Genomic DNA, 15,301 nt, shown 5'->3' on the forward strand with positions numbered 1-15,301 from the left:
TGCTGATCAGTCAGATCCGAATTACAGAAAAGAGGTGTCATTCGCCATGGCCAACCACTCACATCTAATAAAACCTCTAGTTGGTGCACAATATCCAGAAGTTGCTTACGGGAAAGGAATCTTTTTATACGATACAGAAGGGAACCGATATTTGGATGGAGCATCCGGTGCAGTCACAGCTAATATTGGGCATGGTGTTACCGAAATCATTGAGGCGATGAAGGAGCAGGCTGAAAAAATCTCATTCGTTTATCGCTCGCAGTTTACGAACCGACCTGCAGAAGAGTTAGCCGACAAACTTTCACAAATCGCCCCAGGTGATTTGAATTATGTGTTTTTTGTGAATAGTGGGTCCGAGGCGATGGAAACGGCACTGAAAATTGCGGTTCAATATTGGCAAGAGAAAGGGCGGAAAGAAAAAGATCGTGTCATTTCTCGTTGGACCAGTTATCACGGTATTACGCTAGGTGCATTATCGATGTCTGGTCATGTCCTGCGACGAAATCGGTTTTCATCCCTGCTTGCCGACTATCCAGTCGTCTCACCTCCTTACTGCTACCAATGTCCATTTTATGACACGTATCCAACGTGCGGCATGAAGTGTGCGAATGAATTGGAGACGGCTATCCAGCGTATCGGTTCTGATAAGGTAGCTGCATTCGTATTTGAACCGGTTATTGGTGCAGCCGGCGGCGCAATCGTCCCGCCTGAACCGTATTTTGCTAGAGTAAAAGAAATTTGCGATCACTATGATGTCCTCTTGATTGCAGATGAAGTGATGACTGGCTTTGGTAGAACAGGGAAAACATTTGCGATGGAACACTGGGGAGTCGTACCTGACATTATGGCACTTGGTAAAGGGTTAAGTGCAGGGTATACACCAATTGGAGCAACTATGGTCTCAGAGCGTATTATCGAAACGATTGAAAGCGGATCAAAGGTAATCATGAGCGGACATACGTTGAGTGGCAATCCGCAATCGGCAGCCGTCTGTCTAGCTGTTCTAAAGTATATGGAAGCGAATAAAGTGATTGATATTGGAGCCTTCAACTCGGCAATCCTAGAGCAAGAACTTCGTCAATTGCAAAACAAATATCCGCTTATCGGGGATCTGCGAGGACTTGGAATGATGTGGGGCTTAGAATTCATCAGCAATCCAGATACGAAGGAATGCTTCCCAATCCAAACGTTTGTGACGGAGCGAATAATTAAGCGCTGTTTTGAAAAAGGCTTGATCGTTTATCCGGCTGTCGGTGGGATTAATGGGACTTCCGGTGATTCTGTCATTATCGCACCGCCGCTTACAATAAACCAAGAAGAGATTCGCCAGCTTACCACGATACTTGAAGAAGCAATAACAGAAATCAGCTTAGAGCTTGATCAGGAAGGACTATTGAATCACCGCTCGATCAGTTAGACGTGAAATTAACCCTAAAAATCCGTTTTGTGGTACTTAAAAAATAGGTTTATATCGTGCAAAACTTGAAGAATACATGTCTAATTTCCAAAATACATGCCTAACTCGGAAAATACAAGTCCAACTTCCGAAATACAAGTCCAACTTCAGAAATACATGTCCAATTCGAAAAATACATGTCTAACTAACAGGAATACACATCCGTTAAAAAAAGAAAGGGGGGCTGTGCATTGAAGCATGACATCCCTGATAAGCTAGTAGGTTACGAGCAACTAACCGATCATTTTAAAGATGGAATGACGCTCATGTGCGGTGGCTTTGGTGGTGTAGGTGCACCACCTGGGCTTATCAATTTCATATTGGACCTCGGTACGAAAGACATCAATCTCATTTCTAATGATGTCGGATTTCCTTGGATTGGTCCTGGGAAGTTAATCACTGAAAAACGTGTCAAGTTACTGATTGCTTCACACATAGGGTCAAATCCCGAAGCAGGTAAGCAGATGCATAATGACGAGCTGGAAGTTTTGTTTTATCCGCAAGGTACGCTTGCAGAAAAGATTCGAGCCGGAGGAATGGGGCTTGGAGGTATTCTTGTCGATGTAGGATTCGGGACCCTCGTTGAAAAAGGAAAACAGCAGGTGACGGTTGACGATCGACCATACATGATTGAGCCTGCCCTAACCGCAGATGTGTCGATTGTGTTTGCTAAGGAAGCGGATCGCTATGGCAATCTTACCTTTGATAAAAGTGCTAGGAATACGAATCCGCACGTAGCAACTGCTGGAGATATTACCATTGTTGAAGCAGAACGAATCGTGGAAATCGGTGAGATCGATCCTGAATGTATTGTTACACCGGGCGTGTATGTGGATTATGTTGTACCGAGTAAAGGGGTGGACTGGAAATGGGTTTGGGAGCTGAAACGCGAAGGCGGATTGCCAAACGCGCTGCACAAGAAATAACGAAGGGAATGGTCGTCAACCTCGGGATCGGAATTCCGACGCTTGTCAGTGATTATATTCAACCAGAATTAGGGGTCATGCTGCATACTGAAAATGGGATCTTAGGGATGGGGGGCTCACCGGCATCAGGAACAGAGGACGGCCACCTTTCCAATGCAGGTGGTTACCCGGTGACATTGATACAAGGTGCATCCTATTTTGATAGTGCCACCGCCTTTGGAATCATCCGCAAGGGCTACCTCGATTTGACGATATTAGGTGCATTGGAGGTCAGTCAACAAGGCGATATCGCAAACTGGATCGTTCCTGGGAAACGAGTACCAGGCATGGGTGGTGCAATCGACCTCGCCCAGAAAGCTAAAAAAGTTATCATATTGATGAACCATCAGAACAAGGATGGAGGATCCAAAATTGTTCATCGCTGCCGACTTCCATTAACGGTCCAAAAAGGTGCAAATATGATTATCACGGAAATGGCGGTATTTCAAGTGAATGAAGAAGGACTCGAGCTTATTGAGATCATGCAACCGTATACGTTAGAAGAAGTAGAAAGGGCGACTGAAGCAACGTTTTATGTGAGTACTCAGCTCACGATCAATTCGTGAGCTTTTTTGATACATATAACAGGAGGGGGGCGTTTTGATGCGAGTACAAATAAAGGAATGGCTGGAGGAACATCGTGAAGAAGCCGTCTCATTTTTACAAAAGCTTGTTCAAGAAGGTAGCGTACAAGGTAACGAAGAAGGGGTACAACGGTTGGTTCGAGATCGATTGACCGATATAAATCTTGAAGTCGATTTCTGGATTCCTGATGATGACGCCTTTTTAAACCATCCCTATTTTTGTGCAACACGGAAGGACTTTTCGAAAAGCCCGAACGTCGTTGGAAAATGGACAGGAACCGGTGGTGGAAAATCCCTTGTTTTAAATGGTCATGTCGACGTAGTGCCTTCAGGGGATCCGAATCAGTGGGACCACGATCCATTCAGCGGACAGGTTCAAGACGGAAAAATGTATGGTCGCGGCGTTACAGATATGAAGGGCGGTAATGTCTCACTTCTCTTAGCACTCCAATGTTTAAAAGATATGGGTGTTTCATTAAAAGGGGATGTCTTGTTTCATAGTGTAATAGAAGAGGAAAGCGGTGGGGCGGGCACACTTGCGGCCATACTCCGCGGATACACGGCTGATGCTGCCCTCATACCTGAACCTACCAATATGAAAATATTCCCGGCACAACAAGGGTCGAGGTGGTTCCGAATCACAGTGCCCGGAAGATCGGCCCATGGTGGCACACGCTATGAGGGAGTCAGTTCAATCGAAAAGTCGATGCTAATCATCCAGCAAATCCAACAGCTTGAAAAGGTCCGAAATGCACGGGTGAAGAGTCCACTTTATGAAAAAACACCTATTCCACTGCCGATTAATATTGGATCGATAAACGGAGGGAGCTGGCCATCATCAGTTCCGGATGTAGTGACAATTGAAGGACGAGTCGGAGTCGGACCCGATGAAACCTTAGAAGCGGTAACGGAAGAATTCGAACAAGCTCTACATGATATTGATGATGAATGGCTGAACATTCACCCGGTAAAAATCGAATGGTTCGGAGCACAATGGCTCCCGGGATCCATCGATGTCGAGCATGAACTGATGGGTATTTTACAAAGTCGATTTAAAGAAGTCGTTGGACGTGAGCCAGAAATTGAAGCATCCCCTTGGGGTACAGATGGCGGACTACTCACTCAGGTCGGCAACACACCCTCGATCGTGATCGGACCAGGAGTGACTTCTGTTGCACACTACCCGAACGAGTACATTGAACTAGATAAAATTTTCGAAGCAGCTGAACTTTTCACACTCGTAATCTATGACTGGTGTGGGGCAGAAAGCTAACCAAATGGAAAAACAATTCCAAAAATCCCGAACAAACATTGCAACATAGCCGAACCAGGACTACTCAGGATTGATGAATCTTGAGTAGTTTTCTTGATTTTTCTACTTATAAAATCTCCCATATTATTGAACTTATGGTAGGATTATAGCAAGGGGGTAAGCATGAAACAGAAAAAACAGACAGTAAGAGCACTTGTTATCATCCTAGTAGTTATCGGTTTTTTTTACATAAGCGAACGTTTTCATGAAAAAGAACAAACATCTCTAGCAGTCAATGAAGAAGTCTTTCAGGTTGCGGATTCACTTGATGAAATGCGAGAGTTGCAGCTTAGCAACATGGATCGTTATCAAGCGGATCAGTTGAGACGCGTTTATCGTTACAATCTGATCAATGAATTTGAAAATATTGAAATTCCAGTGATGGAGCTTAACCGTGATCTGAAAATACATGAATCCTGGAACGATATGTTCAGCTTTTATCTTCTATATAGTGTAAACATTTTACCAGGCGATGATAAACCGGATTCAATCCCATCCCTGAACTTTAAAGGGTTTACATTACATAATGATAGTGAGGAATCGATCAGACTTGATATCGATCACCTCCTCCACGGTCAAAACGGATTTTCTAAGCTAAGTAAAGGGGTCGTCTACAACGGGAGATTATATCGTTCGTTGTGGATCCATCCGAGGGTTAATGAAATTACATTCGAAAAGCTTTTTGAGTGGACTGATGTAAAAGAACCTACCTTTTCAAATATGAATAAAGTGTTTCAACAAGTTGAGAAAATTTCCTTTAATAATGTAATGCTAGTTGATTCTTCAAAGAGTGAGACACAAATCAAAGAGATCTCATTAAAAATGAATTTCACGAGCGGTAAAGATCCAATCGCAAAGATTCCTGTCAACAAGACGATCGAATATGGCGATTCCCAATCAATTCATTTTACTGAACTTATTGTTGGGTTAAGGTATAGACGACTCTATTTCGAAGCTTCAGAAGAGAAGTTGATGCAGCTTTATTCAAATATCAATGGGATGTCTCGAGATTATATGGTTCAGCAAGATGAGAATGGAAAGACATTCATACATTTACCTGAAAACTTGAATAAACCAACAGATGAATATGTCCTAAAACTTAAAAATACTGTTGTACACAGCGATAAAGAATTACTTACAACGATTACATCTAAAGAGCTAGAAGCATTTAAAACAAAGCTCGCAGAAGCTCAAATCACTGCCAAGCACGAAATTGATAGAGAAATAGGAACTGTGGATCAACAAACGTATTTACTTCATCAAATCAAAACTAACGCTCATGGTTCAGAAGGAGTGACGTTGGGGTTTGAATTGAAAGTGGAGTGGCCTCAACAGCAGGTTCATCTAATGGATTTACGTTTTCAAGACTATACAGGTTACCAAAAGCACAATGAAGATCATATAAAGATACGAAACTATTATCCATATAGTTTTATTGAAGTTTCGGATCACAATGGGAAGCCGATTGAAATCATTGATAGGTACCAATATGACAATACATCTTTTTTTGGCTTGGAAAAAGAAGTATTCAAAGACTTAAGAGAAATCAACATCCGTCTTTTCCATCTCCCGAAACGACTATCATTCAGTGAAAATGAAATTACAATCACGTTGCCAGAAAACTAACATTTGAAAAGTAATGAATTCGGTCATAGAGCTATCCAAAGGGGTCGTTATATTTGAAGAATAACAATGCGGTAAAAGCAATTTTCGCACTCGTCATTGTCGTCGTCTTTTTCCTGATCAGTGAAAACTTCCAAGAAAAAGAACGAGCATCATTAGCAGTTGATTCTGAAAAATTCAATGTCGTTGATACTAAAGAAGAACTTGAAGAAAAGCTAATGAGGGGTGTTCCTTTTTACAACCCAGAAGATTTGAAAATGATCAAAAAATATAAGCTGATGACAGAATTAGAAGATATGGTCGTACCAGTATTAGAAGAAAACAGGACCATTCGGCTTGAAAAGGTATGGGAGGAGAACTTCGGATTTATTGTCACCTACAGCTTGAACCTTCTACCGGAGGACAAAGGTCCAGAATCCATTCCGTATTTAACGATGGACAGGATTTCGCTGAAAGCTGAAGGCAAAGATCCGCTCGAACTTGGAATTGAAATGCGTTCCGATTCTGAATATGAGTGGGTTAATAGAGGAATTGTCTTTGAAGATCGGATATATCGGACGATTTGGGTTGAAACGAATGGTAACGGACAGATTTTTGAAACGTTAAACAAGTGGGTTGAAGAGGATGAAGCACTGAAATCTATGGATGACGCCATCCATACCATCGATCAAGTTAGCTTTGAAGATATTGAGCTCGTCCATATAGGTGAGAATAGTTCCAGAAAAAAAACACAAATCCAAAACCTCACATTCAATATGCAGTTAGGGAAAAGCAACCAAGTACTCCAATCAATAAAGTTAAATAAAACCGTAGACTTGGGGAATGGCATCCAAGTCTTGTATAAACGATTGGATATGCGGCTAAGACATAGTCAAATGTATTTAGAATTCGTAAATCAACATCCACCGTTTTCTGAAATTACTTTTAAAATGAATGATTATGAACATGGAGGTGGTTTTGGAACGGATGAGGATGGTGAGGTTAGTTTATATTTACCCAATATGCATGAATTACTAGGCAATGAATTTGATTTGCAATTAATCAGTGGAATCGTTCCCGCAAATAACGAAGTAAAGTTTACAATCACGAAAAAAGATCTTGATGGATTCAAGACATTAATCGAAAAGGATGAATCAAATACATTGCAGATTGATCGTCCTGTAGGAAAACACGGAGAGAATGAATTTTTCCTAAGCAGTTTAGTAAGACAACCGTACGATTCAATTGGATTTGAGTTAGGAATCAGAAGTGAAGCCTCACATCAAAGGATATGGTTCAGGGATTATGCTCGTCATCAAGAGGAATTAGAAGGTATTCCAGAGGAACACCGTGAACATTATTTAGACTCACCATTTATTGAAGTAACGGATGATAATGGGGATCCATTGATGGTAACGGAAAATCACGGGTCATCATCTACAAGTTCGATGATGACACAATACCATGGTTATAATGAAGAGCAGTTTCTCCAAGCGGAAGAAATTCATGTTAGGCTGTTCAATATTCCAGATCAAATATCCTTTTCGGAAAATAAAATCCATATCAAACTTCCAGCTATTGATTAAGGCACCGATTTTGGTGTCTTTATCCTTTTTAGAAGGGATGTGTTCCTGGTCAATCGAAAAATCATTAAATATTCAACTGTACCGATTATCCTTGCAGCATTCTTTTTGATCAGTGAATTTGTCCAGCAAAAAGAAATCACGACGTTTGATGTTGATGAAGAAGTTTTTAAATTGGTGGATAGTCAAGCAGAATTACAGAAGTTTATACCAGTTACATCAATTAGCGGTATCCCGAACTATTATAACTTAGTGCAGGCGTATCAATTATATACGTCATACGATGATCAGACATTCCAAGTTCCAGGCACTCGAAGGACATTAAAAATTAATCAAATATGGAATTACGGTTCGGATATTTTCATTCATTACAGTATGAACATGCTGCCGCGTGATGACGACCCTGAGACAATGCCATACGTATTTTTTAAAGAAATGACCCTTCATAACGGGAACGAAAAACTGCAAATGAATATCCAAGATCCAGATCCTCTTCAATATCACCATTGGCAAAATGATGGAGTTGTATTCGAGCGAAATATACACCGGATTCTCCATGTAAAACCTAAAATGAATCAGAAGATCTATAGTACTTTGTTGGAATGGTCTGGTGGCGAAACCAACCCACATTTGATGGAGCGGGCAGGTATAACGGAAGTAGAGCGACTAACAATAGAAAATGTACAGTTGATCACATTAAAAGAAGATGAACTTCAAGAAAAGAAGGAAATCACATCGATTACTTTGCCTGTCTCTTTTATTAATCGGTCAACTGCATTGGAAAAAATACCACTTGATCAAGTCATCCAAACTAATGAAACGTATACACTTACTCTTAAAAGATATGAAATGAGTTTTATTGATGACAGACTGTATTTCCAAGTGTCTCCTTCAATTCCTGAAGGTTCTGAACTCTTTTTTATCAGGGATGGTGTCATATATAATCAAACACGTGTTCAAATGAACAAAAATGGTGAGACATTTATCAATATTTATCCACCTCATAGAAAAGAAAAACAAATCGAAATGGAAATGCAAAGCTTCGAAATCCTAGATAGAAATCAATTGGAATTCACGATTACGGAACAGGATTTAGCAGCATATAGGTCACTTGTACAAAAAAGTGGGAAATCCGTATCCTATTCGGTTGATCGGAACATCGGGAAAGTGAATCACATTTCTTTTGACCTAATGAACCTCAGGGGGAATATTTCAAACTCTGATGATGCCAATTTTACTTTCGAACTGATGTTCACAGCGAAAGGAGATCTGGACACACATTTTCGATTTGATGGATATTTTCAAGGGGAGAATTCGAGAGATCCTTCAACACATAAATACCCGGTAATCGAAGTTTATAATGAAAAAGGGGAGCGGCTTCAAATTGATACGAGGGCAGGCTATAAGAATGTGGATGGTAAGGTGGTCCAGGTTTTCGACGTGAAAAATGAAGCTATTCAAAATGCAAATGAACTGAAGGTGAAGCTTTATAACATACCAAAGATCTTGCCATTCAAGAAAAACAAAATAAAATTCACACAGCCTACGTTAAAAACAAGCTATTAAAAATCAAAAGCACCTGTTTAGGGGTGCTTTTTTCATGATAAAAACGGATTCTTCGAGGCCCCAGCCCGTGCTGTAAACATCTCTTCATTTTCAATCAAACCACATGCCCCGCACTGTACACGATAATGAGATCCCTTATATGGAATGTGAAAAGCGTCCAAATTTTCGCTCGTATACTCCTGGACAACTTCTCCTGTTTCAGGATCCATCTTGATCGATTTCGGAATTTGTTCAATCATATTGAATCGTGTACGGTTCGTTTTGCAGTTCGGACATAAATACGGTCCACTCATATAGAACACCTCCTGTTCGATAGCCTTTCCAAAAAAGGATGAATTATGAATTTACATTTGTACATATTAAAAAGAGAACAGATGAAGGAGGCAGAATTATGGGAAGACAAAAGAAGGGAAATGCAAACGCACAGCGCAACAACAACGCAAAAAAAATGCAAAAACGCTCTGAAAAAGCTCACATGGCCAGTTACGCTGAGGCTGAACAGAAGAAAATGGAGAGCGAGTAAGAAGAATATAAAAAATATAATTAATATGAGCATTTATAAAACGAGATCAACACAAAGAACGAACAAAAGAGCTGCCCTGTAAAGGGTTAGCTCTATTTTTTTATTGTGTTGTTCGTTGGAAAGAACTATTGAAAAAGTTGAAATACTAAGAAAACAAGAGAATACAGGAGATAAATATAATTAAAGTTCTAAATATAGAACAATACGAACGAATTTAGCGGTTTAATCGTTCGTTATTAAGGTATATACTCACAAATGTAAGGTGTTCGTTAAAAAGAACGATACATAGAACACAAACGTACGATCACAAAATGTCACATCCAGAAAGGGTGAGTCCAATAAGAAAAGGACGGTTGACTATGAAACGAAAACGACGAATAAAGTTGTTCACTAATTTAAAAGGGATTTTGTCATTATATCTAATCTTAGTGACAATCGTCTATCTATCTTCACCAACTATTGCAAGATTTAATGATGTGGAAAATTTAAAACACCACTTAGGTGTAGCAAATGAATTTCCAGTCGTTTGGGATAAAAGTTCACTACAGTTTATTGGATCAGGAGGAGATTGCAGAGAGATTTTTGCAAACGTAAAAAATGGTAATGGCTCTGGTGCAATGGATGGACCGGTTAAATATGAAGTTTATTGGATAGAAACTGGAAATGCAAAGAATGGTACATTGGTTGATTGGGGTTGGATTGATCCACTAGGAGCAGGTGAAGAAATAAAACTTACTTTTACCCCTGAACTATCAGGTAACTACAAGTTCAAAGCATTCCAGCGGGATGGTCATCCAGGAGAAGGAGTCCTTTGGAGTAATGGACCAGAAGGGATAGTTTGTGAAATAACTAACAGCAATGAGGAAATTACAAATTTAGATGACAATAACAATGAAAAAATAGAGGACAAAAAAAGTCCTGAAATAGCACCTGATGAGAATACGGACCAACAAAGTAATGAGAATGTACAACAGGAATCGTCTGATACAGATGCTGAAGAAGAAGGTTCGACTGAGACCAATAGTGATCAAGCTTCAACCACTGAAGAAACTAACAACGGAAGTAGCACTTCGGAAGAGTCAGACACAACTGAATCTAACGAACCGAGTAATGATACAAATGAAACAAATCAACCAAAAACTAGTAAGGGTCAAGATAACACTACTACAAGTACACAACAAAGTGGCGATAAATTGAGCAGTGAAAAATCAAATACTACACAAACTGGTGGTGACTTAAATTGAAAGTTAAAGTAATGAAAATTATTAGCAGCTTAACAACTGTGCTTTTGTTTCTAACCTTTGTGCTTATGGCTTTTGTAGTCATATCTTCTAAGGCTTCAGGAGGAGAACCGAACTTTTTCGGCTACCAGTTAAAAACTGTATTATCCGGATCAATGGAACCGACTTTTTCTACTGGCTCTATCATAGCAGTTAAACCAATCAATAATATTTCAACAATTAATAAAGGCGATGTCATCACTTTTATGAAAGACCAAACAAACATTGTAACCCATAGAATTATAGATGTTAGGGGTTCCAATCAATCATTACAGTACATTACTAAAGGCGATAATAACGAAGATCCTGATAATGAACCTGTACTGGCAGATAATGTGATTGGGGAATACACGGGTTTTACAATTCCTTTTTTAGGATACTTGATGAACTTCGCAAATTCAAAAATTGGTAGTGCATTATTACTGATTGTTCCTGGAATTGTACTGCTAATATACTCTGGACTCTCGATTTGGAGAGCTTTAAGAGAGATTGATGATACAAAGGGGAAACAGTCGACTGAAGTAAATAGTTGAATCTCTGCATAGTAACCCGCTATGCAGATTCAAAATAAAAATTTTACATACCCAAAAGGGTAAGAAAGAGGAGGAACAAAATGAGTATTAAAAAGAAATTAGGTTTGGGCGTAGCAACAGCGGCATTAGGATTGTCACTAGTGGGTGGAGGAACATGGGCAGCATTCAATGATGTAGAAAACCTTGAAAACTCGTTCGCTGCAGGAACATTGGATCTTGATCTTGCAAAGGAACCAGATTTTGATACGACCTTTAATCTTAGCAACCTTAAACCAGGAGACAGCATGACTCGTCAGTTTAGGTTAAATAACACAGGTTCACTTGCTATTAAAGAAGTATGGTTAGATATGATCCAATCAGGTTTTACAAATGGTACCAATGAATTCGTGGGTGATCATAAACAACCAGATAATAATGCACTACAGTTTTTAGACCAGTTTAAAGTAGAAATTCTTCGAACAGGCGTTGAAGCAGGTAGTCCTGGAGATCATTATATTATCAATGGAACTGAGGGCATTACATTAAAAGATATCGTTACTGGATCCTTTACTAAATCTGGAGTTACTGATACTGCTGGTCGTATTAACCTTGCACCAACAAATTCTACACAACCAGAATATACTGGAATCCCAGCTAACCCAACTGATTATGAAATCGTAGAAATTAAATTATCATTCATCGATGACCCTGCAAAAGTCCTTGATAAGTCATCTGCAGCATATGGCGAGTTTAAGCAAAACAAATACCAAGGCGATTCTATCAATCTTACATTCCAGATGGAAGCGACTCAATGGCAAGGAGTTCACTCTACTAGCGGAGACTACACTAAAGAAGAAAACAGAACCGCGGATCCTCAAGATCAGTAATAAAAGATTTTAATAAAAGGTGGGTATATCACCCACCTTTTTCTTTAAAACTTTCCTCAAGTCAGGTAGAACTGTGAGGTCAAATAATGAAACTAAAGAAAATGTGGATTGTTCTTTATAGTTTACTAGCTCTAACACTAGTTATCTTTTCTCCTATTGGCAGTACTGGAGCGGATGAAAGCTCACCAGTAATAGATATTGCTGCTTCTCCCTCTGGAGTATTATTTGATGTCAGTAACATTAAACCTGGTGATGTGATGAACCGAAAGGTGTCCATCCAAAACAAAGGAAATAAAGATTTTACTTATACGACAAAAGCTGATTTCAAATCAGGCTCTGACCTTCTGTACAATCAACTTGAACTCCATATCCAGGATGAAAATGGATCTTTATATGATGGTAAACTTAGTGAGTTCAAAGGGTTTGATCCTAGGTCTCTTGCTCAAAAGACACAAGAAGATATAACATTCTCTGTTGAGTTTCCATGGGAATCAGGGAATGAGTTTCAAGGTCTTGCAACCAAATTCACGATTGAGTTTAGTGCTGAAGGAGTTATTCCCCCTGGTAATGGTGAACCTCCAACTAATGATGGAGATCTTCCAAAGACCGGCGAATCAAATCCTGTCTGGTACTATCTATCAGGAATAATGTTAGCGGGACTTGGCCTAGGAGTACTTCGAAAGAGTCTAAAAGGTGATCGACCTAGTATTCGGATAAAAAGGTAGATTCTGATGAGAATATTACTAGCATTAGTCATCATATTCATTGGTATAGGTGTTGCGTCTTTTCCTTATTTGAAAGCTCAATATAGTCTTCACCAACAAGATCAGTTACTGGAGCAGTGGAAAAATACAAATTCGGATAAGGCAAAACAAAGTTATACATCTCTTACAAAGGTATTCGCTTCTGATGATAGTAAAGAACAGGCTCCTTCAACAGGAGAGCTTTTAGGGTCAATTAAGATACCAGAGATTGATCTTGAAATGCCGATTCTTGAGGGAGCTACAATAGAAAATATGAAAAAGGCAGCAGGACATCTTGAAGGAACGGCACCACTTGGAGAAGAGGGTAATGCTGCAATCGCAGCCCATCGTAGCTATACATATGGAAAAGATTTTAATCGACTTGATGAAATAGACGTAGGTGATGAAATAAGCATAACAACAAATGTTGCAACATATACCTATACTGTCTTCAATACGATGATCGTACTTCCTGATGACACGTCAGTCCTTAAATCTAGTCCCGATAAAAGTATCATGACGCTAATTACTTGTGAGCCGATTAAAGACCCTACCCATCGTCTTATTGTCCAAGCCAGCTTGAAAAAATCTAAATAGTGGGTGATACCAATGATACGTAGGTTAAATGGTGACTACATATCGTATATTAGAAATCGGAAAATTTGCTTAACTTATCTTTATGAGGATATCGGAGAACTAAGTATTAATAATAAAGTCATCGCCAAGTGTCCCTATTCGTATACAAAAGCTGCAATCGAGAGAATTGAAAATAAGATGCGTGCCCAAAAAGTGTATGTACCCGACGATGAAATTTTATTCAGAGAATTAAAGGTAGGTACATTGATCAACTTCACGGTCTAAAGATTAATATTTCTTTTTCCAAGTGAAAGGGGAAGGAACGGTGAATTTAGGAGATATGATTCGACAATTAAGGATGCAGCAAAGATTGTCCATTATAGAATTAGCAAAACGAACCCATGTATCAGAAGCATACATCTTAAATATAGAGTCTGGTAAAATAACGAATCCATCTTTTTTTAACATGTTGAAAATTGCACGGGAACTGAATCTGGATGTTTACGAGTTAGAAGATTTATATATCGATCCTGATTGGATATCACTCATGGAAGAGGCTCGGGGAATAGGGTTATCTTCTATAGAAGTCCGGCAATTCCTTCAGGCACATATGGCAGAATTAACAAAATAAAAAGCACCGCGAACAGAGAACTGTTGGCAGTGCTTTAATTATTTTCTTGTTCTTTCTTCCATTTATTATATTCCAGAAAGTTTTTGAATTCATCCTTGGACACACCAGACTGCATCGCTTCTTGAACCAGATCAAGCCAATCCTCATCGAGATCATCCGCCTCACTATCAACCAAGTCATGCAAGAGGTTATCTACGGATATATCTAAAACGTTCGATACTTTTTCTAAAAACTGAATTGAGGGGTTTGATTGTAAGTTTCGTTCAATCGAACTTAAGTAGGACTTAGCGACTCCAGCTCGATCCGCAAGCTCTGATAGAGAAATTCCTTTTTCTTTTCTGTAGTGTTTAAGACGTTCCCCAATCATAATTGACTCCTTCAGGTTATATGACAATTCTCTTTAATGCTATTATACCATAAAAATTCTGAAAATAGGCTATGTAATGATGAATTACACCTTTGGTTGTATAGCTTTTAGACTGAACTTTTGCTGGAAAAATGCTCTTACTTCAGTTTTCGTCATACCAGCCTGTTTTGCGACCTTCATAAGTTCGACCCATTCGTGATCTAACTTCACTTGTTTGAACTGTTTTTCCATACCAACGATTCCCCCTAAAAGTATCATGCCTCTTGGTAGCCCAGCCGTCCTAGTACAAAGACCGTAGATCTGTGACTTTGCGTCCCCGCCTTTCAACGAGTTTGCCTTTTACAAAAGGGGTTACCCCATCACCACATTATCAATTTTAGTACTATCATCCTTAAATGTTTGTAAAATTGTGAAAAAAATTAGTTCTATTTTTGTCTAAATCTAGGTTAACCACGACTAAGTTCCTGTATATATGGAAAAATAATCAACTTTACAAACCGCACAAACCTCGATATAATAAAATTCCTGCATTGTTAGTGACACGTTTATGTCTTAAACCGATGACATGACAAAGGGAACCTTAAATTTCAGTCTAGACGTCAAGCCGCTCATTCGGATTGCGGAAGACGAACGGATTGATGCGGGTACCCACCTGCTAATGTGGGTTTATGAGTCATGAAGTGTCACGGCAAGTGCGGGATACATATAGGTTTT

At 39.4% G+C, this 15,301-nt stretch carries 18 protein-coding genes, 1 other RNA gene and 1 riboswitch; of the genes, 16 read left to right on the forward strand and 3 right to left on the reverse strand.

Annotated elements, in window-relative coordinates:
• Positions 1 to 46: 46 nt before the first annotated feature.
• From MOJ78_RS10630 to MOJ78_RS10660, 7 genes are all read left to right on the forward strand, one after another.
• Complete coding sequence (locus MOJ78_RS10630; RefSeq protein ID WP_304977322.1) at positions 47 to 1,417, forward strand: aspartate aminotransferase family protein; 1,371 nt, start codon at positions 47 to 49, stop codon at positions 1,415 to 1,417.
• A gap of 230 nt (positions 1,418 to 1,647) precedes the next feature.
• Positions 1,648 to 2,382: a CoA transferase subunit A gene (locus MOJ78_RS10635; protein WP_304977323.1), complete on the forward strand. Its 735-nt coding sequence runs from the start codon at positions 1,648 to 1,650 to the stop codon at positions 2,380 to 2,382.
• Positions 2,325 to 2,987: a 3-oxoacid CoA-transferase subunit B gene (locus tag MOJ78_RS10640; protein ID WP_304977324.1), complete on the forward strand. Its 663-nt coding sequence runs from the start codon at positions 2,325 to 2,327 to the stop codon at positions 2,985 to 2,987. Before MOJ78_RS10635 ends, MOJ78_RS10640 begins: the two co-directional genes overlap by 58 nt.
• A gap of 37 nt (positions 2,988 to 3,024) precedes the next feature.
• Entirely contained in the window at positions 3,025 to 4,278 is a 1,254-nt protein-coding gene (locus MOJ78_RS10645) for a peptidase (RefSeq protein ID WP_304977325.1), read from the forward strand.
• A gap of 162 nt (positions 4,279 to 4,440) precedes the next feature.
• Complete coding sequence (locus tag MOJ78_RS10650) at positions 4,441 to 5,943, forward strand: hypothetical protein (RefSeq protein WP_304977326.1); 1,503 nt, start codon at positions 4,441 to 4,443, stop codon at positions 5,941 to 5,943.
• Positions 5,944 to 5,996: 53 nt separating this feature from the next.
• Positions 5,997 to 7,505: a hypothetical protein gene (locus MOJ78_RS10655; protein WP_304977327.1), complete on the forward strand. Its 1,509-nt coding sequence runs from the start codon at positions 5,997 to 5,999 to the stop codon at positions 7,503 to 7,505.
• Positions 7,506 to 7,544: 39 nt separating this feature from the next.
• On the forward strand, positions 7,545 to 9,068 hold the full coding sequence (locus tag MOJ78_RS10660) for a hypothetical protein (protein ID WP_304977328.1): 1,524 nt from the start codon (positions 7,545 to 7,547) through the stop codon (positions 9,066 to 9,068).
• A 32-nt stretch (positions 9,069 to 9,100) separates the two neighbouring features.
• Here the strand turns inward: MOJ78_RS10660 and MOJ78_RS10665 are convergent, their stop codons facing one another.
• Positions 9,101 to 9,361, reverse strand: a complete 261-nt coding sequence (locus MOJ78_RS10665) for a DNA alkylation repair protein (RefSeq protein WP_304977329.1) — start codon at positions 9,359 to 9,361, stop codon at positions 9,101 to 9,103.
• Between the two features lie 98 nt (positions 9,362 to 9,459).
• Here MOJ78_RS10665 and MOJ78_RS10670 point away from each other — a divergent pair, with 98 nt between their 5' ends.
• The 8 genes from MOJ78_RS10670 (at position 9,460) to MOJ78_RS10705 (ending at position 14,220) form a co-directional block, all read left to right on the forward strand.
• Complete coding sequence (locus MOJ78_RS10670; protein ID WP_304977330.1) at positions 9,460 to 9,591, forward strand: hypothetical protein; 132 nt, start codon at positions 9,460 to 9,462, stop codon at positions 9,589 to 9,591.
• A 311-nt stretch (positions 9,592 to 9,902) separates the two neighbouring features.
• Complete coding sequence (gene tapA, locus MOJ78_RS10675) at positions 9,903 to 10,835, forward strand: amyloid fiber anchoring/assembly protein TapA (protein WP_304977331.1); 933 nt, start codon at positions 9,903 to 9,905, stop codon at positions 10,833 to 10,835.
• A gap of 11 nt (positions 10,836 to 10,846) precedes the next feature.
• On the forward strand, positions 10,847 to 11,404 hold the full coding sequence (gene sipW, locus MOJ78_RS10680) for a signal peptidase I SipW (RefSeq protein WP_304981235.1): 558 nt from the start codon (positions 10,847 to 10,849) through the stop codon (positions 11,402 to 11,404).
• Positions 11,405 to 11,484: 80 nt separating this feature from the next.
• On the forward strand, positions 11,485 to 12,270 hold the full coding sequence (locus MOJ78_RS10685) for a TasA family protein (RefSeq protein ID WP_304977332.1): 786 nt from the start codon (positions 11,485 to 11,487) through the stop codon (positions 12,268 to 12,270).
• A gap of 86 nt (positions 12,271 to 12,356) precedes the next feature.
• A complete protein-coding gene (locus MOJ78_RS10690) occupies positions 12,357 to 12,995 on the forward strand; it encodes a TasA family protein (protein WP_304977333.1) in 639 nt (212 codons plus the stop codon).
• 6 nt (positions 12,996 to 13,001) lie between these two features.
• Entirely contained in the window at positions 13,002 to 13,610 is a 609-nt protein-coding gene (locus tag MOJ78_RS10695) for a class D sortase (protein WP_304977334.1), read from the forward strand.
• 12 nt (positions 13,611 to 13,622) lie between these two features.
• Positions 13,623 to 13,874 carry a hypothetical protein gene (locus MOJ78_RS10700; protein WP_304977335.1) on the forward strand — a complete coding sequence of 84 codons (252 nt, stop codon included), beginning with the start codon at positions 13,623 to 13,625 and terminating at the stop codon, positions 13,872 to 13,874.
• A 40-nt stretch (positions 13,875 to 13,914) separates the two neighbouring features.
• Entirely contained in the window at positions 13,915 to 14,220 is a 306-nt protein-coding gene (locus MOJ78_RS10705) for a helix-turn-helix domain-containing protein (protein ID WP_304977336.1), read from the forward strand.
• Positions 14,221 to 14,254: 34 nt separating this feature from the next.
• Here MOJ78_RS10705 and MOJ78_RS10710 read toward each other — a convergent pair whose 3' ends face one another.
• Together MOJ78_RS10710 and MOJ78_RS10715 are read right to left on the reverse strand one after the other, a co-directional pair.
• Positions 14,255 to 14,587, reverse strand: a complete 333-nt coding sequence (locus MOJ78_RS10710; protein ID WP_304977337.1) for a helix-turn-helix domain-containing protein — start codon at positions 14,585 to 14,587, stop codon at positions 14,255 to 14,257.
• 84 nt (positions 14,588 to 14,671) lie between these two features.
• Positions 14,672 to 14,818 (reverse strand): anti-repressor SinI family protein, encoded by a 147-nt coding sequence (locus tag MOJ78_RS10715; protein ID WP_304977338.1) that lies wholly within the window; start codon positions 14,816 to 14,818, stop codon positions 14,672 to 14,674.
• A gap of 31 nt (positions 14,819 to 14,849) precedes the next feature.
• Positions 14,850 to 14,934, reverse strand: a riboswitch (cyclic di-GMP riboswitch).
• A 172-nt stretch (positions 14,935 to 15,106) separates the two neighbouring features.
• On the opposite strand from MOJ78_RS10715, the gene ssrS reads away from it, so the two are divergent.
• A non-coding RNA gene (ssrS, locus tag MOJ78_RS10720) (6S RNA) lies at positions 15,107 to 15,292 on the forward strand.
• The last annotated feature ends 9 nt before the right edge of the window (positions 15,293 to 15,301 follow it).

Source organism: Alkalihalobacillus sp. AL-G, assembly GCF_030643805.1.
Taxonomy (GTDB): domain Bacteria; phylum Bacillota; class Bacilli; order Bacillales; family Fictibacillaceae; genus Pseudalkalibacillus.